This window comes from Lonsdalea britannica, from assembly GCF_003515985.1.
Taxonomy (GTDB): Bacteria; Pseudomonadota; Gammaproteobacteria; order Enterobacterales; family Enterobacteriaceae; genus Lonsdalea; species Lonsdalea britannica.
Window position 1 is genome coordinate 1,266,941 of the sequence record NZ_CP023009.1, and the last position, 25,506, is coordinate 1,292,446.

The 25,506-nt window shown below is 56.3% G+C and carries 21 protein-coding genes; 13 read left to right on the forward strand and 8 right to left on the reverse strand.

The genetic code is table 11. From position 1 onward, the window contains the following. Positions 1 to 12: 12 nt before the first annotated feature. The 3 genes from rfaD to envC all read right to left on the reverse strand — a co-directional run bounded on the left by rfaD (position 13) and on the right by envC (position 3,280). Positions 13 to 945 carry an ADP-glyceromanno-heptose 6-epimerase gene (gene rfaD / locus CKQ53_RS05970; RefSeq protein WP_085650766.1) on the reverse strand — a complete coding sequence of 311 codons (933 nt, stop codon included), beginning with the start codon at positions 943 to 945 and terminating at the stop codon, positions 13 to 15. A 98-nt stretch (positions 946 to 1,043) separates the two neighbouring features. Then, the gene (locus CKQ53_RS05975) at positions 1,044 to 1,949 is read right to left on the reverse strand and encodes a divergent polysaccharide deacetylase family protein (protein ID WP_094117956.1); all 906 of its coding nucleotides are present in this window, start codon (positions 1,947 to 1,949) and stop codon (positions 1,044 to 1,046) included. Positions 1,950 to 2,002: 53 nt separating this feature from the next. Further along, on the reverse strand, positions 2,003 to 3,280 hold the full coding sequence (gene envC, locus CKQ53_RS05980) for a murein hydrolase activator EnvC (RefSeq protein WP_118894763.1): 1,278 nt from the start codon (positions 3,278 to 3,280) through the stop codon (positions 2,003 to 2,005). A 302-nt stretch (positions 3,281 to 3,582) separates the two neighbouring features. Here envC and CKQ53_RS05985 point away from each other — a divergent pair, with 302 nt between their 5' ends. The 6 genes from CKQ53_RS05985 to CKQ53_RS06010 all read left to right on the forward strand — a co-directional run bounded on the left by CKQ53_RS05985 (position 3,583) and on the right by CKQ53_RS06010 (position 8,433). Beyond that, a complete protein-coding gene (locus CKQ53_RS05985; RefSeq protein ID WP_176223460.1) occupies positions 3,583 to 4,017 on the forward strand; it encodes a rhodanese-like domain-containing protein in 435 nt (144 codons plus the stop codon). Between the two features lie 124 nt (positions 4,018 to 4,141). Then, the gene (secB, locus tag CKQ53_RS05990; protein ID WP_026738436.1) at positions 4,142 to 4,615 is read left to right on the forward strand and encodes a protein-export chaperone SecB; all 474 of its coding nucleotides are present in this window, start codon (positions 4,142 to 4,144) and stop codon (positions 4,613 to 4,615) included. After that, positions 4,615 to 5,631, forward strand: a complete 1,017-nt coding sequence (gpsA, locus tag CKQ53_RS05995) for an NAD(P)H-dependent glycerol-3-phosphate dehydrogenase (protein WP_085650768.1) — start codon at positions 4,615 to 4,617, stop codon at positions 5,629 to 5,631. Before secB ends, gpsA begins: the two co-directional genes overlap by 1 nt. Before the next feature lie 110 nt (positions 5,632 to 5,741). Continuing rightward, a complete protein-coding gene (gene cysE / locus CKQ53_RS06000; protein WP_085650769.1) occupies positions 5,742 to 6,560 on the forward strand; it encodes a serine O-acetyltransferase in 819 nt (272 codons plus the stop codon). A gap of 227 nt (positions 6,561 to 6,787) precedes the next feature. Continuing rightward, positions 6,788 to 7,402 (forward strand): lipid IV(A) palmitoyltransferase PagP, encoded by a 615-nt coding sequence (gene pagP / locus CKQ53_RS06005; RefSeq protein WP_118894765.1) that lies wholly within the window; start codon positions 6,788 to 6,790, stop codon positions 7,400 to 7,402. Between the two features lie 131 nt (positions 7,403 to 7,533). Next, positions 7,534 to 8,433: a carboxylate/amino acid/amine transporter gene (locus tag CKQ53_RS06010; RefSeq protein WP_118894767.1), complete on the forward strand. Its 900-nt coding sequence runs from the start codon at positions 7,534 to 7,536 to the stop codon at positions 8,431 to 8,433. Here the strand turns inward: CKQ53_RS06010 and metR are convergent. Beyond that, a complete protein-coding gene (metR, locus tag CKQ53_RS06015) occupies positions 8,336 to 9,274 on the reverse strand; it encodes an HTH-type transcriptional regulator MetR (RefSeq protein WP_085650772.1) in 939 nt (312 codons plus the stop codon). The two genes, CKQ53_RS06010 and metR, sit on opposite strands and share 98 nt — an antisense overlap. 104 nt (positions 9,275 to 9,378) lie before the next feature. Between metR and metE the strand changes: the two genes are divergently transcribed. Further along, entirely contained in the window at positions 9,379 to 11,646 is a 2,268-nt protein-coding gene (metE, locus tag CKQ53_RS06020) for a 5-methyltetrahydropteroyltriglutamate--homocysteine S-methyltransferase (protein WP_094117871.1), read from the forward strand. Between the two features lie 384 nt (positions 11,647 to 12,030). Here the strand turns inward: metE and CKQ53_RS06025 are convergent, their stop codons facing one another. Further along, positions 12,031 to 12,354: an ArsR/SmtB family transcription factor gene (locus tag CKQ53_RS06025; RefSeq protein WP_085650774.1), complete on the reverse strand. Its 324-nt coding sequence runs from the start codon at positions 12,352 to 12,354 to the stop codon at positions 12,031 to 12,033. Positions 12,355 to 12,515: 161 nt separating this feature from the next. On the opposite strand from CKQ53_RS06025, the gene CKQ53_RS06030 reads away from it, so the two are divergent. Further along, the gene (locus tag CKQ53_RS06030; protein ID WP_094117870.1) at positions 12,516 to 13,763 is read left to right on the forward strand and encodes an MFS transporter; all 1,248 of its coding nucleotides are present in this window, start codon (positions 12,516 to 12,518) and stop codon (positions 13,761 to 13,763) included. A gap of 168 nt (positions 13,764 to 13,931) precedes the next feature. On the opposite strand, the gene CKQ53_RS06035 is transcribed toward CKQ53_RS06030, so the two are convergent. Next, the gene (locus CKQ53_RS06035; RefSeq protein WP_118894769.1) at positions 13,932 to 14,987 is read right to left on the reverse strand and encodes a GntR family transcriptional regulator; all 1,056 of its coding nucleotides are present in this window, start codon (positions 14,985 to 14,987) and stop codon (positions 13,932 to 13,934) included. A 687-nt stretch (positions 14,988 to 15,674) separates the two neighbouring features. On the opposite strand from CKQ53_RS06035, the gene CKQ53_RS06040 reads away from it, so the two are divergent. From CKQ53_RS06040 to CKQ53_RS06055, 4 genes are all read left to right on the forward strand, one after another. Next, the gene (locus CKQ53_RS06040; RefSeq protein ID WP_094117868.1) at positions 15,675 to 16,421 is read left to right on the forward strand and encodes an SDR family NAD(P)-dependent oxidoreductase; all 747 of its coding nucleotides are present in this window, start codon (positions 15,675 to 15,677) and stop codon (positions 16,419 to 16,421) included. Between the two features lie 454 nt (positions 16,422 to 16,875). Then, entirely contained in the window at positions 16,876 to 18,054 is a 1,179-nt protein-coding gene (locus CKQ53_RS06045) for an ABC transporter substrate-binding protein (protein WP_094117867.1), read from the forward strand. 187 nt (positions 18,055 to 18,241) lie between these two features. Then, the gene (udp, locus tag CKQ53_RS06050) at positions 18,242 to 19,000 is read left to right on the forward strand and encodes a uridine phosphorylase (protein ID WP_085650779.1); all 759 of its coding nucleotides are present in this window, start codon (positions 18,242 to 18,244) and stop codon (positions 18,998 to 19,000) included. Positions 19,001 to 19,031: 31 nt separating this feature from the next. Further along, on the forward strand, positions 19,032 to 19,814 hold the full coding sequence (locus CKQ53_RS06055; RefSeq protein WP_094117866.1) for a tyrosine-protein phosphatase: 783 nt from the start codon (positions 19,032 to 19,034) through the stop codon (positions 19,812 to 19,814). Between the two features lie 154 nt (positions 19,815 to 19,968). Here CKQ53_RS06055 and ppc read toward each other — a convergent pair whose 3' ends face one another. Both ppc and argE read right to left on the reverse strand, forming a co-directional pair. Next, positions 19,969 to 22,608 (reverse strand): phosphoenolpyruvate carboxylase, encoded by a 2,640-nt coding sequence (gene ppc / locus CKQ53_RS06060; protein ID WP_094117865.1) that lies wholly within the window; start codon positions 22,606 to 22,608, stop codon positions 19,969 to 19,971. Positions 22,609 to 23,135: 527 nt separating this feature from the next. Next, on the reverse strand, positions 23,136 to 24,287 hold the full coding sequence (gene argE, locus CKQ53_RS06065; protein ID WP_118894771.1) for an acetylornithine deacetylase: 1,152 nt from the start codon (positions 24,285 to 24,287) through the stop codon (positions 23,136 to 23,138). Between the two features lie 206 nt (positions 24,288 to 24,493). On the opposite strand from argE, the gene argC reads away from it, so the two are divergent. Continuing rightward, positions 24,494 to 25,498: an N-acetyl-gamma-glutamyl-phosphate reductase gene (gene argC, locus CKQ53_RS06070; protein ID WP_085650783.1), complete on the forward strand. Its 1,005-nt coding sequence runs from the start codon at positions 24,494 to 24,496 to the stop codon at positions 25,496 to 25,498. Positions 25,499 to 25,506: the final 8 nt, after the last annotated feature.

The window sequence follows — 25,506 nt, forward strand, 5'->3', positions numbered from 1 at the left end:
GGTCACGCAGGATTATGCGTCGCGGTTAAGCCAGGCCATGTAGTCGGCTACGCCTTCAGCGACGGAGTGGAACGGTTTGTCATAACCGGCCGCGCGCAGTTTGGTCAGATCCGCCTGCGTGTAGGACTGATAGCGACCCTGCAGTTTTTCCGGGAAGGGAATGTACTCAACGCTGCCGGTTTTGTGGTAATCCAGTACGGCGTCGGCGACGGCCTGGAATGACTCAGCACGGCCGGTCCCGCAGTTGAAAATACCGGAGACGCCCTGCTTCCAGAACCATAGGTTCACGGCGGCGACGTCGGCGACATAAACGAAGTCGCGCTTGAAGTTTTCGCTACCAGAGAACAGCTTCGGATTTTCGCCCTGATGGATCTGCTGGTTTAGGTGGAACGCCACGCTGGCCATGCTGCCTTTATGGCCTTCACGCGGTCCGTAGACGTTAAAATAGCGGAAACCGCAGATCTGGGAGCCCGCGTGCGGCAGAATTTCACGCACGTACTGATCGAACAGGAACTTGGAGTAGCCGTAAACATTCAGCGGCTGTTCGAACTGACGCTCTTCCACGAAGTTGTTGCTGCGTCCGCCGTAGGTGGCGGCGGAAGAGGCATACAGGAAGGGAATGCTGCGTTCCAGACAGTAATGCAGCACCTCTTTGGAGTACTGATAGTTGTTATCCATCATGTACTTGCCGTCCCACTCGGTGGTGGAAGAGCAGGCGCCCTCGTGGAAAATCGCTTCGATATCACCCAAATCGTCGCCGGCGACGATATTGGCGATGAAATCTTCTTTATCGATGTAGTCGGCGATATCCAGATCCGCCAGGTTGGCGAACTTGGTGCCGTCTTTCAGGTTATCAACTACCAGAATGTCGCGGTAACCCGTGTCATTCAACGCTTTCACGATATTGCTGCCGATGAAACCGGCGCCGCCAGTCACGATAATCATGGGAATTACCCTTGCTAAGCTGTTAAGTGAGGCACCGTGCCTCACGCTATCTATTGGGCGCTATCATAGCATTTCATTTTCCAGCGGACAGCCTGGCATTATTTTTCTGCCGGCGGCGTACCGATGATGGGATCGCCCATCCAGGTCTGCCAACGCTGCTTGAGATAAACGACGGGCACGCTGTGGCTCATGTTCTCGCTAAGTTGGCTAAGCACCTGCGGTTGAGGCATCGGCGACAACGGGCGTTTAGCCCGGCACAGTTGCGGCGGACGGAACGAGTGTTTCGAGGAGGCGGTATAGACCGGCACAGGTCGGTACCTCAGGGGTTCCTGAGGCTCGTTTAATAGCTGGCTAGGCCGCACCAAGACGATATCGGAGGGCAGAGTGGGCAACATTTGTTGCAGTACGCGGATGGTGTTGGGGTGCGGATGGCCGATGGCGATGGCGGAACCGTTGCGGCGCGCTAGCTCAACGGCTCGACTGAACTGTTGACGAATGTCGGCCTCGTTCTGGGTATCATCCAGAAAAACCCTGCGTTTGACGACTTTGACGCCTGTTCCTTCCGCCGCCCGGCTGGCCTGGCTGCTGCCTATCGTCATGCTGTCCAGAAAGTAGAGCCGGTAAACGGTCATGGCCTGCATCACTTTCTGCATGCCCGGCAGACTGGCGGTCATGGCGCTGCCCATATGGTTATTAAGCCCAACGGCATAGGGCACTTTACCGACCGCTTCACGCAGAATGCGCTGGATTTCTTCGCTGCTCATGTCCGGTCGCAAAGTGTCTCGCTCCAGCGGCTGTTTGCTCATCGGCGCCATAGGCAGATGGATCAGGACTTCGCGGCCCTGCTGGTGGGCTTCCGTCGCCATCTCGCGCGCGTTCGGGGCATTTGGCAATACCGCGACGGAAATGGCTGTCGGCATGGCCAACACCTGACGTTCATTGTGGAGGCGGTAGCCAAAGTCGTCGATAACGATAGACAGTTTGCCTGCCCAGGCGGGAACCATCAGACCACATAGGGTAATAGCCGAGATAACGCGAAAAATGAATGGACGCAAAACTACCTTCCTAACCAGGGGAGTGGGTTAACGGCCTGACCTTGACGTCTGATTTCAAAATAGAGCGCCGGCTGGCTTTGTCCGCCGCTGGTGCCGACGAGCGCAATAGGTTGTCCTGCCTTGACCTTGTCGCCAACGGACACCAGTGCGCTCTGGTTATATCCATACAGGCTCATGTCGCCTTTGCCGTGCTCAACCACCACCATCAGACCGTATCCTTGTAGCCAGTCGGCCATTAGCACGCTGCCGTCGGCGATGGCTTTGACCTCGGTGCCTTCCGGCGCGCCGATGACCAGTCCTTTCCAACGGAGTTCGCCCTGCAATGGCTCGCCGTAACGGTGCAGGGTTTGACCGCGAATTGGCCAGACGGCCTGTCCATCAGGTCTTCCCAGTCCGCCGGTGCGCGCCATCAGAGAACGTTCGCTGTCGGTGGGGGTATAGCGGGTGCCGCTGCGTTTCGCCTTATCTTCTTTTTCTCTGACGCGCGCCGCCTCCCGGGCTTCTCGCTCGGCCCGCGCGCGCGCTTCCCGTTCTGCGCGGGCGATTTTGTCGCGCAGGCGGGTTTCGTTTTGACGCAGTTCGGTCAGTTGCTGCTGATCTTTCTCCAGCGTGCTTTCGAGTGTGCCAAGCGTCTTCTGGCGTTCGCCCTGAGCCTGCTCCAGCGTTTTCTGCTGCTGCTGCTGTTCACTGAGCAAACTCTGCTGACGCGCCAGCCGATCGCCGAGCGCTTCTTTTTGCTGGGCGAGGTCTGTGCGGGTTTGCTGCAGATGCACGATAGATTCCTGACGGGCCTGATTCAGATAGCCGAAATACGCCAGAATACGTTCGCGACGCTGGCTTTCTTCGCCGCTCAAAATGAGTTGAATTCCGCTGTGCTGACCTTGACGAAAAGCCGCATCCAACTGCTGTGAGAGCAGTTGCTCCTGCGTTTTCTGGCGCGACTGCAGTGTGGCGATGGAGGCGTTCAGGGTTTTAATTTCCTGCGCCAGCTTCTCCAACGTGCCGCGTGTTTCCCGCAACTGGCGGCTGGATTGCGAAATAGACTGTTCCTGACGTTTTAACTGCTCCAGCAAAGCGCTGCGCCGCTGTTGTTGCTCTTTGACGCTTTTCTCTTTAGCGGCGATATTTTGCTGCAAAGATTTGAGCTGCTGCTGACTGTCGTCGGCCCCGCTGCGGAACGGCAACAGCAAAGCGCCAATGCATAATGCACTGGCGTAGCGAAGTCGCCGACGTTGGCGGTCAGTTGTCCCTAACGGTACAGAAAACGCGCTTTTATTCATGATGATGGATTATTCCACGATGCACAGCCGCTGACCAGTTGTCTCACTCAGGGTTTCTATTACTAACTGTGTGCGAGAGTCGCTGATGCAGGCTGCAATGAGATCAATAATAGATAAGTGGAAGACTCTCCGCATAAAATGATCGCGCGTGTCGTTTTCTGGCGGGTTTTTATGTAGCTACGCGCAGATTCACTCGGCGATATTGGCTTTCAGGCTGTAATTGCCCTATCGCGCAGGTATACTCAAACACCTCAATATTGATTGCTTAACTGATTCCGGAGTCGTTACACCTCATGCAAGACATTATGCAAGAGATCATGCCATTCGTTAGCAGACACCCGATCCTCAGCCTGGCTTGGGTTGTGTTGCTTGTTCTGGTCATCGTGCTTACGTTTAAGAGTAAGTTTTCGAAGGTAAAGGATGTTGCTCGTACAGAAGCGATCCGACTGATTAACAAAGAAGATGCGGTCGTGGTGGATCTGCGTACGCGTGAAGAGTATCGCCGTGGACACATCGCGAGCTCCATCAACCTGTTACCTAACGATATTAAAAACGGTAGCTTGGGCGAACTCGAAAAGCACAAGGCTCAGCCCGTCATCGTGGTCTGCGCTAACGGGATGTCCTCTCGTCAGTCAGCCGAGCAGCTGTTTAACGCGGGCTTTACCCGTGTTGTGATTCTGAAAGACGGCCTTGCGGGCTGGAGCGGTGAAAACCTTCCACTGGTTCGCGGCAAGTAATAGAGACGGCCGTGCGTCGCGCCCGCGGCAATGATTGACCGGGCGCGGGGCCCTTAGCGCTGGCGTTGACTTTCCGCAGACAGGGAAGCGCGTCAAGGAAATCTAACAAAAGGTATTTTTAACTATGTCCGAACACAACAACGTCGAAACCTCATTCCAAATCCAGCGTATCTACACCAAAGATATCTCTTTCGAAGCGCCGAAGGCACCGCAGGTGTTTCAACAAGAGTGGAGCCCTGAGGTCAAACTGGATCTGGATACGGCGTCAAGCCAGCTGGCTGACGACGTCTACGAAGTGGTGCTGCGCGTTACGGTGACTGCGCTGCTGGGTGAAGAAACGGCGTTCCTGTGTGAAGTTCAGCAGGCGGGTATTTTCACCGTTTCCGGTCTGGAAGGCCCGCAGCTGGCTCATTGTCTGGGCGCTTACTGCCCGAATGTTCTGTTCCCGTATGCGCGTGAATGCATAACTAGCCTGGTTTCCCGCGGTACCTTCCCGCAGTTGAACCTGGCTCCGGTCAACTTTGATGCGCTGTTCATGAACTATCTGGAACAGCAAGCATCCGAAGAAGGCGCCGCTGCGCCGCAGCTGGATGCCTGATGAACATGCCTGACGCTTCCATGACCGTTATCGGTGCCGGCTCTTACGGTACCGCACTGGCGATCACACTGGCGCGCAACGGCCATAACGTTGTGCTCTGGGGACATGACCCTGTCCACGTGCAGGCGTTGCAGGATGCCCGGTGCAACCAGGCGTTCCTGCCGGATGTGCCTTTTCCGGATACGTTGCTGCTGGAGAGCGATTTGGCGCGTGCCGTGGCCGCCAGCCAAAATATTCTGGTGGTCGTGCCGAGCCATGTGTTCGGCGACGTGCTGCGGCAGATTAAGCCTTATCTGCGCGCGGATGCGCGCATCGTTTGGGCGACCAAAGGGCTGGAAGCCGAAACCGGGCGTCTATTACAGGACGTTGCACGAGAAGCGTTGGGCGACGCAATACCTTTGGCGGTGCTGTCGGGACCGACATTCGCCAAAGAGCTGGCTGCCGGCCTGCCTACCGCTATCGCGCTGGCGTCGACGGACAGCCAGTTTGCCGATGATTTGCAGGAACTGCTGCACTGCGGCAAAAGTTTCCGGGTTTATCGCAATCCGGACTTTATTGGCGTTCAGCTGGGCGGCGCGGTGAAAAACGTGATCGCTATCGGCGCGGGAATGTCTGATGGGATGGGCTTCGGCGCCAATGCCCGTACGGCGTTAATTACCCGTGGCTTGACCGAGATGACGCGCCTGGGCGTTGCGCTGGGGGCAGACCCCTCGACCTTTATGGGGATGGCCGGGTTGGGCGATTTGGTCCTGACCTGTACCGACAATCAGTCGCGTAACCGACGTTTCGGTATGATGCTGGGGCAGGGGATGAGCGTCGAAGTGGCCCGTGACCAGATTGGACAGGTTGTCGAAGGCTATCGCAATACGAAAGAGGTCATGGCCCTTTCAACGCGGCTTAACGTCGAGATGCCGATTACCGAACAGCTGTGGCAGGTGCTTTATTGCGGTAAAGATGCACGAGAAGCCGCGCTAAGCCTGCTGGGCCGGTCGCGCAAAGACGAGAGCGCCAGCTAATCCCTTTTCAAGGAAAACGAATCGTCCTCGTCTGACGGCGGCTATCTCGTTTTGCCTTGCGCAGAAAAGACATGACTTTAGCATGCGATGGACTTCGGAGGACGGTTGCAATGTCGAATGATGAATTAGAGCTGGTCTGGAAAAACATCAAAGATGAGGCGCGCAGTCTGGCTGATTGTGAACCCATGCTGGCCAGCTTTTTCCATGCGACGTTGCTGAAACACGAGAATCTGGGCAGCGCGATGAGCTACATGCTGGCAAACAAGCTGGCCAGCTCCACCATGCCCGCCATCGCCATCCGCGAAGTGCTGGAAGAGGCCTACCGGGCCGAACCTCAAATGATTGTCTCTGCCGCCCGGGATATTCAGGCCGTCTGCCTGCGCGATCCGGCGGTGGATAAATACTCAACGCCTTTGCTCTACCTGAAAGGGTTTCACGCGTTGCAGGCCTACCGTATTGGTCATTGGCTTTGGCTGCAGGATCGCCGGGCGCTGGCGGCCTACTTTCAAAATCAGATATCCGTTTCCTTCGGGGTGGATATCCATCCTGCGGCGAGCATCGGTTGCGGCATCATGCTGGATCACGCGACGGGGATCGTCATCGGCGAAACCGCCGTTGTGGAAAACGATGTATCAATTCTTCAGTCGGTCACGCTGGGCGGGACCGGCAAAACCACCGGCGATCGCCATCCCAAAATCCGTGAAGGGGTGATGATCGGCGCTGGCGCTAAAATTTTAGGAAATATTGAGGTGGGATGTGGAGCCAAAATCGGCGCTGGTTCCGTGGTACTGCAACCGGTCCCCCCTCATACCACCGCCGCTGGCGTGCCGGCGCGCATTGTGGGCCGTCCTGAAACAGATAAACCCTCCATGGATATGGATCAGTACTTTAACGGTGCTCGCGGCTTTGAATACGGAGACGGTATTTGAGCGTCGTCGACCTGTATGTTCTTCACGCACTTCGGAATGATGCTCTATATTCAGGTGAAGCGCTTTGCGTCGCCTGCCTTCGTGGCGCGATCTTTCTGAAGCGCGTCGCGACTTTTTCTGTCTGAGACCACACGTGTTATTTCTATTTTTCCCTATCGCTGCAACATCTGAAAGGATACCGCCTTGACGGCGTCTGCGCGCGTTTTATGAGTGATTGAGAACTGGATATGTTGTTGAAATTAGCTGTACCTTCGCGGTGTTTACCTCTGTTGTCCGTCCTCTCGGCGCCTGTTATGGCTGAAAAGGTCGATTCCAATAATGTTTCCGTCAATGCGAGCGAGCAGGAAACGACGTCATCGGGGACGGGATTCTGGCAACGCGCCAAAACCAATCTGTCCATGACTTGGAATTCTCCGCAATCCTACGACCTCTATGTACCGGCGATAACCTGGCATAACCGCTGGGCGTACGACAAGGAAAAGGCCGAGAGTTACAATGAGCGTCCCTGGGGCGCGGGCTTCGGCGTCGCTCGGTTGGATGAGGATGGCGACTGGCACGGCCTGTACCTGATGGCGTTCAAGGACTCCTTTAACAAATGGGAACCGATCGGAGGCTACGGCTACGAAAAACGCTGGCAGCCGATGACAGATCCTGATTTCCACTTGGGGCTGGGATTCACAGCGGGCGTCACTTTTCGAGATAACTGGAACTACCTCCCGATTCCGGTGCTGTTGCCTCTGGCCTCCGTTAGCTATCAGAGATTGTCTTTCCAGGCGACCTACATTCCTGGAACCTACAATAACGGCAACGTATTTTTCGCTTGGCTGCGCTGGCAGTTCTAAGTTCTCAGTGTGACAGACGGTTGGCAATCGCGCTTTATTTGTTCGGTTGTCAACCGCATTGGTGAAAAATCGCGCGTAGAACTCATTTACAATAGCGGTTCCTGTTGAGTGCTATTGGAGTGAGTCATCGCGTGCCATTACTAATCATAACGACCATTCTGTGGGCCTTTTCCTTCAGCCTGATTGGCGAATATCTGGCGGGTCACGTCGACAGCTGGTTTTCGGTGCTGATTCGTGTCGGGCTAGCCGCCCTGATCTTCCTGCCTTTCCTGCGCTGGCGGGGCTACGCGCCGCGCGCGCTGCTGCTCTACCTGCTGGTGGGCGCCTGCCAGCTCGGCATCATGTATCTGTTCGCCTTTCAGGCTTATCTCTATCTCTCCGTGCCGGAGTTCCTGCTATTCACCGTCATGACGCCGCTGTATGTGACGCTGATTTATGATCTTCTGAAACGGGAACCCCTGCGCTGGGGATATGCGCTCAGTGCGCTGTTAGCCGTGGCGGGAGCGGCGGTGATTCGGTACGACGGCATCAGCGGACAGTTCTGGTGGGGTCTGTTGTTGGTGCAGGCGGCCAATATTTTCTTCGCCATCGGACAGGTTGGCTACAAGCGCCTGATGGAGGTCTATCCCATGCCGCAGCACAGCGCATTCTCGTGGTTTTATCTCGGTGCGCTGGGCGTCTCGGTGGTGGCCTGGCTGCTATTCGGCAACGCGCACAAACTGCCGACGACCTCGTTGCAGTGGGGCGTACTGGTATGGCTGGGAATCGGGGCTTCCGGGATAGGCTATTTTATGTGGAACTACGGTGCGACGCAGGTGGACGCCGGAACGTTGGGGATTATGAACAACTTTCACGTTCCGGCGGGCCTGCTGGTCAATTTCGCGATTTGGCAGGAACGACCGCATTGGCCGAGCTTTATCGTCGGCTCGGCCGTTATTCTATCGTCGTTGTGGGTACATCAGCGTTGGGTTGTGAAGCGTCCCGCACGAACGGCAGATGCGAACAGGCGTGCTGACGCGCCGAACGAATAAAGGCGTCAATGACCGGCTGACGCTGCTCGCCATCGCGTACGGCGGCGTACAGTCGGCTCCACAGTCCTTTCCCCAGCGTTTTGGTGACGACCAGTCCCTGACGCTCGAAGCTTTCCACCACCCAGTGCGGCAGCGCGGCGATCCCCATGTGGGCCGCCACCATTTGGATAAGTAGCAGCGTATTGTCTACACTCTTCAGCGCCGGGCTGACGCCCGCGGGCTGCAGGAAGTGGCGCCAGATATCCAGACGCTGGCGCTGCACGGGATAGATCATCAGCGTTTCCTCACTGAGATCCTCCGGGTCGATCTGTTCTTTGGTCGCCAGCGGATGGTCGGGAGACAGCACCAGTCGGACTTCGAAGTCGAACATCGGCGAATAGTGCAGACCGCTGCGCGGCAAAATATCTGAAGTCATCACCAGATCCAGCGTTCCTTGCTGCAGAGCAGGCTGCGGGTCGAACGTCACGCCGGATTTAAAATCCATGGCGACCTGCGGCCAGCTCTGATGAAAATTTTCCAGCGCTGGCGTCAGCCACTGAATGCAGCTGTGGCATTCGATGGCTAGACGCAGCGTGGCCTGGTGAGGCTCGTGGCAGGCCTGTAACGCTTGCTGGATTTGCGGCAGCACCTGCTCCGCCAACTGCAGCAGAATATCTCCTTGCGGAGTGAATCGCAGCGGTTGGCTCTTACGGACGAATAGCCGGAATCCTAAACGTTGTTCCAGATCGCTAAATTGATGCGATAACGCGGATTGCGTTTGATGGAGCTGTGCGGCGGCGGCGGCTAACGATCCTGTATTGCGCAGCGCCAGCAGCGTCCGTAAGTGTTTAAGTTCGATCATGAGAGTCCTTCACAGTGACAGTGAATAAATTGCGCTTGTGCTGACTACACTACCTGCGGATTATGGATGTGTAAACATCTGGACGGCTAAATGGGAATTCAAGCATGGCAATTGTAAATCATACTCTCGGTTTTCCTCGCGTCGGCTTACGTCGTGAGTTGAAAAAAGCACAGGAAAGCTATTGGGCAGGGAACACGACCCAGGAAGAACTGCTGGCTGTCGGCCGCGATCTGCGCGCTCGTCACTGGCAGCAACAAAAGGATGCTGGTGTGGACCTGCTGCCGGTGGGCGATTTTGCCTGGTACGATCATGTATTAACCACCAGTCTGCTGCTCGGCAACGTGCCGGCGCGCCACCAGAATGCGGATGGCTCCGTCGATCTGGATACACTGTTCCGCATCGGTCGTGGTCGTGCGCCAACCGGCGAACCGGCTGCCGCAGCGGAAATGACCAAGTGGTTCAATACCAACTACCACTACATGGTGCCTGAATTTACTCAGGGTCAGAGTTTTAAACTGACCTGGACGCAGCTGCTGGATGAAGTCGATGAAGCGCTGGCGCTGGGTCATAAAGTCAAACCCGTCCTGTTAGGACCGGTTTCCTACCTGTGGCTGGGCAAAGTGAAAGGCGAGGCGTTTGATCGCCTGTCGCTGCTGAACGATATCCTGCCGGTCTACAAACAGGTTCTGGGCGAACTGGCGAAACGCGGCATCGAATGGGTACAGATCGATGAGCCTGCGCTGGCGCTGGAACTTGAAGACAAATGGCTGTCGGCATTCCAACCGGCCTACGATGCGCTACAGGGTCAGGTGAAACTGCTGCTGACCACTTATTTTGATAGCATCGGCCAGAATCTGGATACCATCAAAGCGCTGCCGGTTCAGGGGCTGCACGTTGACCTGGTGCACGGCAAAGACGACGCCGCGGCGCTGAACGCTCAGCTGCCGGCGGACTGGGTGCTGTCTCTCGGCGTGATCAATGGCCGTAACGTTTGGCGTGCTGACCTCAGCACCTGGTTTGAACGTCTTCAGCCGCTGGTGGGCAAACGTACGCTGTGGATCGGTAGCTCTTGCTCGCTGCTGCATAGTCCGATCGACCTGAGCGTAGAAACGCGTCTCGATGATGAAGTGAAAAGCTGGTTTGCTTTCGCGTTGCAGAAATGTAGTGAGCTGTCACTGTTGACCACCGCGCTGAACAGCGGCGACGGTAAGCCGCTGGAAGCCTACAGTGCGCCAATCCGCGCTCGTCGTACTTCTACCCGCGTACATAATGCGGCGGTGGAAAAACGTCTGGCCGCCATTGTGGCGAAAGATAGTCAGCGTCAGCATCCTTATCCGCAGCGTGCTGAAGCTCAACGTGCTCGCTTCCAGCTGCCGGCATGGCCGACGACGACCATCGGTTCATTCCCGCAAACCACTGAAATCCGTAGTTTGCGTCTGGACTTCAAACAGGGGCGTCTGGATGGTCAGAACTATCGCACAGGTATTGCCGAGCACGTCAAACAGGCGATCATTGAGCAAGAACGTCTGGATTTGGATGTTCTGGTGCACGGCGAAGCCGAGCGTAACGACATGGTGGAGTACTTCGGCGAACATTTGGATGGTTTCGTCTTTACGCAGAACGGTTGGGTACAGAGCTACGGCTCCCGCTGCGTGAAACCGCCGGTCATTATTGGTGATATCAGCCGCCCGGAACCGATCACCGTTGAGTGGGCGAAGTATGCGCAGTCCTTAACCAGCAAGCCGGTAAAAGGCATGCTGACCGGTCCTGTGACCATCCTGTGCTGGTCATTCCCACGTGAAGACGTGAGCCGTGAAACCATCGCCAAACAGATTGCGTTGGCGCTGCGCGACGAAGTCGAAGATTTGGAAAAAGCCGGCATTGGCATCATCCAGATCGATGAACCGGCGCTGCGTGAAGGTCTGCCGCTGCACCGTTCCGACTGGAAAGCCTATCTGGAGTGGGCGGTGGAAGCGTTCCGTCTGAATGCCGCGATTGCTCAGGATGACACGCAGATCCACACCCACATGTGTTACTGCGAGTTCAACGACATCATGGATTCCATCGCCGCGCTGGATGCCGACGTGATTACCATCGAAACCTCGCGTTCCGACATGGAGCTGTTGGAGTCGTTTGAAGAGTTCGAATACCCGAACGAAATCGGTCCCGGCGTTTACGATATTCACTCGCCGAACGTCCCAAGCGTGGAATGGATTGAAGCGCTGCTGCGCAAAGCCGCGGAATACGTCCCTGCCGATCGCCTGTGGGTGAACCCGGACTGTGGTCTGAAAACGCGCGGCTGGCCGGAAACGCGTCAATCACTGGCTAACATGGTGCAGGCGGCGAAACGTCTGCGCGAAACGCAGGCCTGATCGCTGACGAGAGAGCCGTCCCGTCAGTGTCCCGGCCTCTCGCCGGGACGCATCAGTCCGGCATAAGCCACATGCTGGCCCATCATGACTCAACGGGGAAACGATCGTTTCCCCGTTTTTTTATTCCGTACCCAGACCGTTGAGTTCACCCTTTCCTCATCCTTCCTGCGAGCCTTTATAGACTGTGGTCAGATCTTCGATGTCAGAGTGGGGACGGTCCATACAGCACGCATTCATCTTCATGGCGCACGCCTGACGGCAAGCAAATCGGTTATAAACTGAGACAGGTATTTGATTCCTCTTCTGCATGAACCACGTGGGTGTCGTGAGGATGAGCGAAGCCCGCTGCCTTTATGCAAAGCGCTAAGCCTTAACTCCCGCTTCTTACGATCGGCGTAGCAAGGCGCCCAGTTCGCCCAAAAACTGTTCTGCCACCGCATCATTAAGTCGGTAATAAACCCAGTTTTTTATCCGCGTAGGAATCACCAGTCCCGCTTTCGCCAGAACCTGCATATGAGTGGTGACTGTCGGCTGACTCAGACCGGTTTTGTCAGTGATAAAACTCACGCAGACGCCATCTTCAGTCAGATCCCCATCACGCTGTATCGGAAAATGTGCTTTGGGATCCGCCAGCCAGCGAATAATCATTAGTCTGTGGCGGTTAGCGAGCGCATGTAAGACCTCCTGCAACTGCGGTTCTGTCTGCATAAACCTTTCTCTATTTTTGCTTGTGGAATCTATATAGCAATTATTCTATATAGATAATTAACTATATAGTTGTTATCGTATATAGATGATACGGAAACGGGGATACCTACGCAAAACACTCGATATCCTCAGCCGTCACCTTGCGATAAGGAATCTCTTTTATGCAGTCTAAACCCATGACGTCTCGCCCCGCCAGTCTGGTCAGTACCGCCAGCGTGGCAATCATCCTGACGCTTTATATCGCAATCGTTTTTGGCTTCGGGTTGTACCTTTTCTCTGTGCTGGTCACTTTCATGCAAGAAAGCCTCAGCTTTGGCATTCCGACTGTTGGCATCATCACAGGAGGGGCGCAGGTCTCGTATCTGACGGCATCCCTGTTTTGTTCGCCTTTAACGCGCCGGTTCGGCGGTGGCAATGTGATTTTTGCGGCCGCGCTGACGGCCGGTTTTTTACTGACTCTGTTGTCCGCAGTACAGAACATATGGCAGGCGGGCGCTTTGTTAATCGCACTCGGCTCATGTGCCGCAATGACGGTTATTCCAACCGTTGGCGTCATAGGAAAAGTCGTCCCCATCGCCTGGCAGTCGAGCATTAATGGACTGATATCCAGTGGAACAGCCTATGGGCAGTTTGCCACGGGGTTGCTGGTTCCCTTTCTGATACATGGCTATGACTGGCGTACGGTGTGGATGGTGATTGGCGCGATCTCCATTACCGTGGCTATCATTGGTTATACCGTGCTACGTGGACTGGCCGCGGATGTCTTCAGGAAGGCGTCCCCCCAAAATTGTTTAGACAAGCAGGCTAATCTGGAGAAATCCCCCCGATTGAAGTCCCTGGCAACCCCCCGGCACTTCCTGATTTGGACGCTGCTCGCATTGAGCGGTATCGCATGCGGCCCCTGGCAGAACTACCTTGCTTCCTTCCTGGGCAATGAGCAGCACTTTTCGATCTCATTTATCGGCCAGCTTTGGTCCATGATCGGCGTCACTGGCCTCATCAGTGGATTCGCGTTTGGCCTGCTGGCTGACAAAATTGGGGTTCGTATGACGCTGGCGCTTTCGTATAGCCTCCTTCTCGCCGCTGGCTTGCTCGTGGCCATGGAGGGCGGAACAATCACCTTGCGCATGGCCGCTGTTGCGTTCGGCCTGTCGTTCTATGCGATCTTTGGTCTTATTCCGGCTTACATCACCAAAGCGGCGAGTCCTGAGACTTCCACCGCTATTTTCGCGGTGGCTAATGTTTTTCTGGGTATCGGCACCAGCTTGGGTAATGCAGGCAGTGGATACTTTCAGTCATGGGTGGGCAGTTTTCAGGGGATTTATGCTGGCGTCGCTGCGGTTGCCGCAGTGGCGATGATCCTCTCTCTTCTCTTGCCCGATGAGCGAAAAATAACGCAGTCCAAATAAAGCGCTGGGGTTAACACCGTGGCTCTGGGTCGAGCGGCGGTCAGGCAAATGCCAGGCTATCGGCCTAACTCACCGAATTCAGCCGCCGCTGTTAACACAGCGGCGTGGCGTGCGAGTCGCTATTGTGAGGGCATTGGCTGTTCGGTGGGTTTCTTCATTTTTGACATGTTATTTCTGGAACAGAGGGGGTTTCGCTGCCGGGTTATGCTGTGGGTCAGCTGAGGCGATGGAGGTAGGGGGGAGCGTGGGTTCTGGGAGTACGGACAGAACTTTCAGCTTTTTAAGCGTTCTATTTTGGGCATTCGCCAAATGCTCATCCAGGTTTCGCGCCGCGAGGTCCCAGCGACCTTCTAGCAGGAGTTGATAGATAACCTGATGCTCGCTCACCATTGCTTCGTCAACAGGTAGTGAGAGGGTTTCGTGGAAGATACGCGCGATAGTCAGGGTAGAGTGGCTTTGCCGAAGAATATCGACCAAGGCGCGGTTGCCCGCAAACTCAAGACTCAGCAGATGCAGATCGTCTTCAACCTGCTCAAGCTCAATCCCCGTGCTGACCTTACTGGTTCGAATGCGTTCAATATGCGTCAGACTGGCTTCAATGTGCTTTTGAGGGATGAGTGGCCCGGCCCGACGCAGCGCGGCGGGTTCGAGACTGGCGCGAACTTCGTAATGTTCGCGGATTTCACGGGCGGTAAGCGGCCCGGCCAGCCATTGGGAATAGGGCTCTTTCTCGACCAGACCGCGATCGCGCAGTCGCATCAGGCTTTCGCGGATGACGTTGCGGCTGACGTGGTAAAACTCGGCCGCACTGGCCTCGTTAAGCTGGTAATGACCAAAGACCATACAGGTGGATAGCGCTTCATGCAGATCGCTGAGCACTTTCTCACCGGTGCTGCGTGTATCCACCAGCTCTTGCTGCTGATCGAATCCGAGCATGGTGCGGTTGAGCGGCATACGCACAGGTTCTATTTCCTGGTCCGCCGCGGCCACGATGAAACCTCGGCCTTCGAAGCGGCTGAGCAATCCTTCTTCATGCAAGAGTCCAAGCGCCCGGCGAACGGGAACGCGACTCGTACCGAACAATTCGGCGAGCGGTCCTTCCAGCATGACCAGTCCGACAGGCAACGTTTTTGCCTTGATGGCCTGTTGCAATACCTGATGGATCATTTCGTAACGTGCTGTGCCACGAATGTCCGGTTTTTTATTATCGTGTGTAGTTAACATCCTTTATGACATCGTCCCCCCTGCCATGCGCATGTCGTCATTATCGCACACCTCTGCGGCGATGTGCGTGACTGATGGCGTTTGAAAAACGGGCCTTCTGGATAATACTCGCTCAATAATGGATGTTTTAATATAAGATACGTTTATGGATGACACGCATTGCGCGAGTGATTTTTTAGGTGGAAATGTTGTCTCATTCCCATTTTTTAAATAATGGCGATATATTCATCTGATATTTTTATTATTAACGGTAAACTTTTGTTTTTTTGTCGTCCTAATTGCCCATTTACCTAACGAATAGTGATGAATCAATTAAATAGATCGCTATCTATTCGGCGGGTTTTCGAGTGATAAAACGCATTTCGTTCGGAAAAACAAATGACTGAAGAGGCGAACCGCAAGGACTCTCGGAGGTTTGCTGGGAAGGTAAAAGACCTTTTCCGGCGATGGGAGTCGTACGGCGAAACGGGATGGCAGCCCATAGGTGAGATGATCAGGTCGGTTTGCTCAAGGTCTGCGTAGAAGGTCATGGGATAGAATGCAGAATTCGACGACAAGATCGCTTTCTTCGTTTGATTATCTGCTATGCATGTTTTCACTTCGCTGGTCATGGTTGTTCTCTGCGCTGACCAGCGCTTATATGATTGACGACGGTCCATCCACATTGGCCGGATGAGGGAGAATAGGATGTCATTACAGGATAAACGCGTTGTTATCAGCGGAGCGGCCAGCGGTATCGGGTTCGCTATCGCCGAACTTTTCTCACAGCACCATCCGCGCTTGCTGTTGTCCGATCGCGATGCGGAAGGACTGGAACACGTCGTCGAGCGTTGCCGCCAACGCGGCGTTGAATGCTATGGCAGCGTCGTAGATGTCGCGACGCCGTCGGGCGCGCAGCAAAGCGTTGATGACTGCGTCCGTCACTACGGCGGTATCGATATCCTCGTCAACAATGCGGGGCTGTTGACGCAAGCGCCCTGCGAGGCGATCACGCTGGAGATGTGGGAGGAAATGATGGCGGTAGATCTGCGCAGCGTATTCCTTTCTTCCCAGCGGGCGCTGCCTTGGATGCGGGGTCAGCGTTGGGGGCGCATCATCAATATCGCCTCTCAGCTGGGTATCAAAGGGGGGGCGGAGTTGTGTCATTATGTGGCGGCGAAAGCGGGCGTTATCGGCTTCACCAAGTCGCTGGCGCTGGAAATGGCGCCGCACAACGTGTTGGTCAATGCCATCGCTCCCGGCCCGATCGCGACGCCGATGATCGACGGCATCAGCAGCGACTGGAAAAAGGCCAAAGCCGCAGAGCTACCGTTGGGGCGATTCGGGAACCCCGATGAGGTCGCACCGGCCGTGCTGCTGTTGGCCAGCGATCCGGGTGGCAATCTCTTTGTCGGTCAAACGCTGGGGCCAAATTCCGGCGACGTCATGCCCTGACCCAAAAAGGCGACGTGGGATTAAGCGCGATCCTGAACGCAGCCAACTGCCGTTGGTTGACGATTGCGGTATCATCGATTCTGGACAATGGTGACACAATGGCGTTCTCGCATGCTCATGCGTTCGCACAACTTGGCGCGAGCGCGCCAGAACTCGTGGTGACACGAGCGGTTCTCAGGGCTGTTTGACGATTCGCCCATGGGTGGTTATGGTCGGCATGGCCCATCTCTATTGAGCTTGAAAGGTATTATTATCGTGAAAAAAATGCACATCCCCATCACTCTTCGGGGATCTCTTCGCGTTTCTCCCCGACAGCACCTTGGTAAACCGGCGGTGACACGCTCGCGCCCTTGCGGCGAGGAAACATCATGAATCGGGGGATGCGGATTTCAGGATGCGAAAGCGGTATTAAGCACTTTCAGACGTCGTTGATCATGACAAACGGCGGGCAGTGATGAAGAGCAGCGGTGTGACCTTACGAGTTTTGGGAACCTCTGTGACGCTGCTGGAGCTGCTGCGCAAGCAGGCGGAGCAGGATTTGGGCATGTGTATCGACTATCGGGTATGCAGCGTCAAAGAAGCGCAGCGCATAGCGGTCATGCACCCTGAAAGTTACGATCTGTACGACCAGTGGTTTCACAATATTGACTTTGTCTGGCCTGCGCAGGCAATCCAGCCGCTTGAGATCGCAAGACTGCAGTATTGGGATGAAATTAACGCCCTTCCCAAGCGAGGTACGCTGTTGCCCGGCCAAGCGCTGAGCGGCGGCAGCGTACCGGCTCATCGCTTGTATGTGCAGGATAACGGCGAGCTGGGCGCCCATCCCACCGAGCGGATCAGTATGCTCCCGCTGACGCACAACGCCGACAGCTTCGCTTATCAGGTCGAGCGTCTGCCGGCTTCGCTCAGGGGGAAAGAGGAGAGTTGGGGATGGTTGGTGAATCCCGCGTTCTTTGGTCAGGTCGCATTACAGGATGATGCCTCGATGGGCGTGCTGGACGCCGTACTAGCGGTGCAAGCGCGCGGATCGTTTCAGTTCGGCAATGTGGGCAACCTGACGTTGGAAGAGATCGATCGGCTGACCGATGTCCTGGCGGGTCTGCGCAGGCAGGGGCATTTTGCCGCGCTGGATTCTACGCATGACGAAGCGAGCAAGCTCATCGGGAATCAGCTGGTTTGCATACAGAGCCTGTGGGCACCGACGTATTTTCGGCATCATTTCCGTCAAAAAGGGTTCAAGCTGGCGGTGCCGCAAGAGGGCTATCGCGCCTGGTACGGCGGTCTGTCGCTGTCGCGTTGCGTCAGTGGGCGCGTGAAAGAAGCCGCCTATGATTATCTGAACTGGTGGCAGTCCGGCTGGCCGGGGGCGGTCATGGCGCGACAGGGCTACTATATTTCTAACCCGCAGCGCACGCGCGCGTATCTCTCTGATGCCGAATGGGATTTCTGGTACGGCGGCAAACCTGCTGCCGAAACGCTGCCGGATGCCCACGGCAACCCCTTGATCATGCCTGGCGAACTGCGTGACGGGGGAAGCTACGAGCAACGCATGGGGCACATTGCCGTCTGGAATTCGGTGATGGATGAGCACAACTATCTCGTGCGGCACTGGCAGGACTTTATCAACGCCTGATCGCGGATAGACGGCGGCGAGCGCCTTGCGTATGCGCTATCGCCGTACGGAAAATTTATACATAACAGTGTCACCAAGCAATGCGGATCCTTTGCAGGATCCGCCACGTTTACCGGGTCACCGGGTGAGCGGCGCGAGATTAGATTAGGGCGAGGCCCTCTCATTTACTACATCGATGGAGAGCGATATGTCAGACGTATTTCACCTGGGATTAACCCAACAAGATATGCACGGTGCCGAACTGGCGATTGTGCCGGGCGATCCGGCTCGGGTAGAGAAGATCGCCCGTCTGATGGAGAACCCGGTGTTTCTGGCATCCCACCGCGAATTCACGTCCTGGCGCGCCGAACTGGCGGGGCAGCCGGTCATTATCTGCTCGACCGGCATCGGCGGCCCATCGACGTCGATTGCGGTGGAAGAGCTGGCGCAACTGGGGGTTCGTACGTTTCTGCGCGTCGGGACGACCGGCGCGATCCAGCCTCATATCGCCGTGGGCGATGTGTTGGTGACGACAGCGGCGGTACGCCTTGACGGCGCCAGCCTGCATTTTGCGCCGATGGAGTTTCCCGCCGTCGCGGACTTTGCCTGCACGTCGGCGCTGGTGGAGGCCACCCGCGCTGCGGGTCATACGCTACACGTCGGCGTCACCGCCTCTTCCGACACCTTTTATCCGGGGCAGGAACGTTACGACACCTTCTCAGGTCGGGTCGTTCGTCGTTTTCGTGGTTCGATGGAAGAGTGGCAGAGCATGGGTGTGCTGAACTATGAAATGGAATCCGCAACGTTGCTGACAATGTGCGCCAGTCAGGGGCTACGCGCGGGCATGGTCGCGGGCGTTATCGTGAACCGTACCCAGCAGGAGATCCCGGACGCCGCGACGATGAAACTGGCCGAAACCGCATCGGTGAACGTAGTGCTGGACGCGGCGCGGACGCTGCTTTCCTGAACCCATCCTTCCCACCGAATAAAGGAACGCTATGACGTTAGCCAAGACGCTGCACCCTTCCGTCCTGCCGCTGAACGGCGGGATTAATTTTCGCGATCTGGGCGGGCTGGCGACGGCCGACGGCCGGCGAGTTCGCCCTGGTAAACTGCTGCGTGCGGGTTCACTGAATGAACTGAGCGATCAGGACTTGACGTATCTGGCCGAGATGCCGGTCGTGCATGTGATTGATTACCGTGATATTTCGGAGGCTGCGCAGCGTCCGGACCGACTGTGGTCGGGGGCAAGCTATCATGCCATGCCGGCTAATCCGCCGAGTCATGAGGTGACCGCGAATCTTGAATCGCTGGGGTCGGAGAAACTGGCCGAGCTGGATGCGCGCGCTTTCATGCTCACCGTCTACGAACGTCTGCCGTTCGAAAACAGCGCCTACCGCCATCTGGTCCAGCTGTTGCAGGCGCCGGGCGAGGGCGCGCTGGTGCAGCATTGCGCCGTGGGCAAGGATCGCACCGGCGTTGGCGTAGCGCTGGTGTTATTCGCGCTGGGCGCGGATGAACAGACGGTCATGGAAGATTATCTTTTGACGGAAACCACGCTGGAACCGTTCCGCCAGCGCCTGATGGAAGAGCTGACGCCGGTGCTGGGCGAGGCGGCCATGCGGCCGTTTTCCTTCATCTTGTCGGCTCGCGAGGAGTTTCTACAGACGGCGCTACGGACGATCCGTGAGCGGCACGGCTCGATCGACAACTGGTTGATGCGGGACTACGGACTGGATATGCCGGCGCGCGAACGCTTACGTGAACGCTATTTAGATTAAGTACGGCAACAAAAAGAAAAAGGCGGACCGACGTTGCCACAGGGTGATGGCATACTCGGCCCGCCTCTCAATGTCTTGCTGGGCCGCGACGACGCAGAACGGGTCGTCGCGGTCAGACGGGTGAAGCCCGCCGTCGTCGTTTGACTGACCGCCATCAGCCGGTATTACGCATGCCCGCAGCCACCCCGGCGATGGTGACCATCAAGGCCTGTTCCACATCCGGATCCGGCGTGTCCTGCTGACGACAGCGATGCAGCAATTCGGCCTGCAGAACGTTGAGCGGATCGGTATAGACGTTGCGCAGCGAAATAGACTCTGCAATCCACGGCAGGTCCGCCATCAGGTGGTCGTCGTTGGAGATGGTCAACACCGCTTTGATGTCTTTTTCCAACTGGCTGCGTAGCTGTTGACCCAGCGGCCACAGATTTTCTTCTACCAGGCACTGATCGTAGTATTCCGCCAGCCACAGATCGGTTTTGGAAAACACCATTTCCAGCATGCCGATACGGGTGGAGAAGAATGGCCAATCGCGGCACATCGCTTCCAGCTGATCCTGTTTGCCGTCATCCATCACCTTCTGCAACGCCGCGCCCGCGCCCAGCCAGGCGGGCAGCATCAGGCGGTTTTGCGTCCAGGCGAATATCCACGGAATGGCGCGCAGGCTTTCGACCCCGCCGCTCGGACGACGTTTAGCCGGGCGAGAGCCCAACGGCAGTTTGCCCAACTCTTGCTCCGGCGTTGCCGCGCGGAAATAGGGAACGAATTCTGGATTCTCGCGGACGTAGTAGCGGTACATATCGCAGGAGATGCGCGATAACTCGTCCATGATGTGGTGCCACTCTTTCTTGGGCTCGGGTGGCGGCAGCAGGTTGGCTTCCAGAATCGCGGAGGTATATAGCGACAAACTGCTGATGGTGACTTCCGGCAGGCCAAACTTGAAGCGGATCATCTCGCCCTGTTCGGTGACGCGCAGACCGCCCTTCAAACTTCCCGGCGGCTGCGAGAGCAATGCGGCATGCGCCGGAGCGCCGCCTCGGCCGATAGAGCCGCCGCGACCGTGGAATAACGTCAGCGCTACGCCATATTTCTCGAAGGTTTTAATCAGCGCGTCCTGCGCACGATATTGCGCCCAGGAGGCCGCCATCACGCCTGCATCTTTGGCCGAGTCGGAATAGCCGATCATGACCATCTGTTTGCCCTGGATCACGCCGCGATACCAGTCGATATTCAGCAACTGGGTCATCACGCTGTCAGCGTTGTTCAGATCATCCAGCGTTTCGAATAGCGGAGCTACCGGCAGCGTGTAGGGGCAACCGGCCTCCTTGAGCAGCAGGTGGACGGCCAGAACGTCGGACGGGGTGCGCGCCATCGAAATGACGTAAGACGCGATAGCGTTCTGTGGGGTTTGTGCGATGACCTGGCAGGTATCCAGCACTTCCTGCGTTTCTGGGCTCGGCTCCCACTGGCGCGGCAGCAGCGGACGTTTTGAATTCAGTTCACGGATCAAAAAAGCCTGTTTATCGGCTTCAGACCAGCTTTCGTAGTCGCCCAACCCCAGATAACGGGTGATTTCGGCGATCGCCTCGGTGTGATTGGTGCTCTCCTGACGGACGTCAATGCGGACCAGCGGTACGCCGAAGCAGTGCACGCGGCGCATGGTATCCAGCAGCTGGCCGTCGGCGATAATCCCCATGCCGCAGGCGTGCAGAGACCGGTAACAGGCGTGTAGCGGATCCCACAACTGCTCGTTACAGACCAAAAGGTTATGCGGCTCGGGAGCCGATTTTCCTTCCAACTGGGTATCGAGATAGTTCAGCGTCGCGACCAACTGGGCGCGCATGGTCTTCATTATCTGGCGATAGGGTTCCTGAACGCTGTCGCCGCCCGCCAACTGCTGCAGTTCGGGTGTACACGTGGACATGGACAGTTCTGACACCAGCTCCTGCACATCATTCAGGAACAGCGCCGCTGCTTTTCGGCGACCCAGCAGCAGCACGCGACGAGTGATTTTCGCTGTGACGTTGGGGTTACCGTCGCGGTCTCCCCCCATCCATGACGTGAATCGGACGGGCGTCGCTTCTACCGGCAGACGATAACCGAGCTCCTGCTCCAGCTGTTCGTCCAGCTCGCGCAGAAAGGCCGGAACGCCTTCCCACAGGCTGTTTTCGACCACGGCAAAACCCCACTTGGCCTCATCGACCGGCGTTGGGCGTTCTTTACGGATTTCGTCCGTGTGCCAGTACTGGGCGATAAGCTGACGCAGACGGCGCATGATCTGATGGTGCTCATAATCCGCCAGATCGTCGTGATCGAGCTGCTTTAAGCAGTGGTTCACCTCACCCAGCTTGTGGATCAGGCTGCGACGGGTAATTTCCGTAGGATGCGCGGTCAGGACCAGCTCAATGGAGAGCGATTCCACGGCTTCGCGGATCTGATTTTCGTCCAGTTGATCGCTGTCTTTCAGACGGCGGATGGCTAACGCCAGCGTTTCCGGGTTACTGGCCGCTTCTCCGTGCGGAGAGATGGTGTGATATTGCTCGGCGGTATTGGTCAGGTTGAGAAACTGGCTGAACGCGCGCGCGACGGGCAGAAGTTCTTCATTAGAAAGGTTTTGCAGCGTATTCAGCAGCTGTTGCCGATGCTCATTGCTGCCTGCGCGGGAGGCTTTGGAAAGTTTTCGAATGGTTTCAACACGCTCTAGTATGTTTTCTCCCAATGCGTCTTTGATGGTGTCCCCAAGCAATTTGCCGAGCATACTGACGTTGCCGCGCATTGCGGAATATTGTTCATTCATATTTGTCCTGACCCGTCTCTCGTTGTCCTGTAAAAATATTACGCTTCAAAAGTGGAGTGATGCTGTTGTCTGGCAATGGAGGATCGCGCCCATCTGTGTTGAGCACTATCTTTACAGTTGTAACCGTTTCTGTAGGGAAAAGGCAATTTGCGAAATTTAATCACCCGATCGCTAAGATAAGACTAGCTTATTAACCCCCAATGAACCCAGGCAGGACAAGGGTTGGCGGGACACCTCATTGGCGTAAAAACCCATCAAATAGCATGGTTTTTGCGTTTTCACGTAATTAATCGTGCCAATTTGACTCTCTTTTGTGGTTTTTTATTTCGCGCATAGCCCGCCCTGATAGCATTCATCACTGCTTATTTCCCGATTATTCAGAATAAATTTTTACACAGAGAGCAGCGTGAAGGCGCTGTGGATTGTCCTTGATGCCTCGGGCGGCCGGACTTCGGTGGAAAAACGAAGGTGGCTTACGGGTAGGAAAGAGAGAGCCTTGCCCGTCGACGACAGGCAAGACCGAGGGATCAATGCTGGCAGAAACGATGAATCAGCTGTGCGATCAGCGTGCGGGTCGGCTTGATGAACGACGTGTCGATATATTCATCCGGCTGATGCGCCTGATTGATGGAGCCGGGGCCGAGCACCAGCGTCGGGCAGAGCTGCTGGATAAACGGCGCTTCGGTACAGTAATTCACGACTTCCGTCGGTTGCCCCAGCAACTTTTCCACCACCTGCGCCAAAGGACTGTCGGCGAGGCACTCATAGCCGGGAATAGGCGGATGCAGCTCGTTGATGGTCAGACGCCCCGGCCAGCGGGAACTGACCGGCTCGAGCGCCTCGGTCAGCAGCCCGTTGAAATCGTTCAACGCCATGCCCGGCAGCGGGCGGATATCCATATGCAGTTCGCAGCAGCCGCAGATACGGTTGGCCGCGTCGCCGCCGTGTATATGCCCGAAGTTCATCGTCGGGTAGGGGATATGGAACGCGGCGTTGTGATAGCGCTCCTGCAGGGTATTACGCAATGTCATCAGGTGTGTGATGGACTCGTGCATCAGTTCGATGGCATTGACCCCGCGCGTCGGGTCACTGGAGTGGCCTGACTGGCCCTGAATGCGGATTGCTTTGGACATGTGGCCTTTGTGCGCGCGCACCGGCTGTAGCGAAGTGGGCTCGCCGATGATGGCGCAATCCGGTCTGATGCGCGTGGACTCGGAGAAAAATTTGGCGCCCGCCATCGTGGTCTCCTCGTCTGCCGTCGCTAGAATATAAAGGGGTTTGGAGAGCGTAGCAGGGTCGATATCGCGCAGCGTATCCAGAATGAAAGCGAAGAACCCTTTCATGTCGGCGGTGCCCAGGCCATAAAGCCGATTATCGTGTTCGGTCAGGGTGAAGGGATCACGCGTCCAGCGCCCGTCGTCAAACGGTACGGTATCGGTGTGGCCCGCCAGCAGCAGCCCGCCGCTGCCTTCACCCCGGCGCGCCAGCATGTTGAATTTATGACGCGTTCCGGGAACGGGTTGGACTTCGACATGAAAGCCCAGATCGGTAAACCAGCCTGCCAACAGGTTGATTAAGGTTTCATTACTTTGGTCCAGGTCGCTATCGGTGGCGCTAATGGATGGCGTAGCGATTAATGCCCGGTACAGCTCAATAAAAGGGGGTAAATTCATCTTCACTGTTGACAGCCTCTGGTTTGAATAGTATCAATATTCATGCATTTTTTGTGAATAAAAATACAGTATTGCCAGGTGAAAGAAAATCACAAACTGCGGCGCGGACCGCGCTTATGCTTTTTTCTGGCATCGTGGGGGGAGCGGCTTATCCGCGTTAGTCCCCGGCTCTCGTCTCACCGATCGCGATATAACAAAGGTATACGGATCTCATGTTGAATACGTTGATAGTTGGTGCAAGTGGTTATACCGGCGCGGAGCTGGCACTGTACCTGAACCGTCACCCTCAGATGAACATAACCGCTTTGGCGGTTTCAGCGCAAAGTGTAGATGCGGGAAAATCACTCTCCGATCTGCATCCTCAGCTTAAAGGCATCATCGATTTGCCTGTCCAGCCGCTCACTGATGTTGCTGACGCGGCTAAAGGCGTCGACGTGGTGTTTCTCGCCACTGACCACAAGGTGAGCCACGATCTGGCGCCGCAGTTTTTGGCGGCGGGTTGCACCGTATTTGACCTGTCCGGGGCCTTTCGTGTGCAGGACGCCGATTTTTACAGCCGCTATTACGGCTTCGACCATCAGCATGCCGACTGGCTGGCGCAGGCCGTGTACGGTCTGGCCGAGTGGCAGGCTGAAGAGATCAAACAGGCGCAGCTGATCGCCGTGCCGGGCTGCTATCCCACGGCGTCTCAGCTGGCGCTGAAGCCGTTGGTGGAAAGCCGTCTGCTGAATACCGATCAGTGGCCCGTCATCGACGCCACCAGCGGCGTCAGCGGCGCCGGACGTAAAGCCACCATGACCAACAGCTTCTGCGAAGTCAGCCTGCAGCCTTACGGCCTGTTTACCCATCGGCATCAGCCAGAAATTGCCGCGCATCTGGGTATTCCGGTGATTTTTACCCCGCATCTGGGCAATTTCCCGCGCGGTATTTTGGCGACAATCACTTGTCGCCTGCGTCCCGGCGTGACCGCGCAGGATGTGGCTGAAGCCTACTACAACGCCTACCACGACAAGCCGTTAGTCAGGCTCTACGCTAAAGGTATTCCGGCGCTGAAATCCGTCGTCGGCTTACCGTTTTGCGACATCGGTTTCTCGGTGCAGGATGAACATTTGATCGTCGTATCCACCGAAGACAACCTGCTGAAAGGCGCGGCGGCGCAAGCGGTACAGTGCATGAATATTCGTTTTGGTTTCCCTGAAACCCAGTCCTTACTCTGATTATTTCT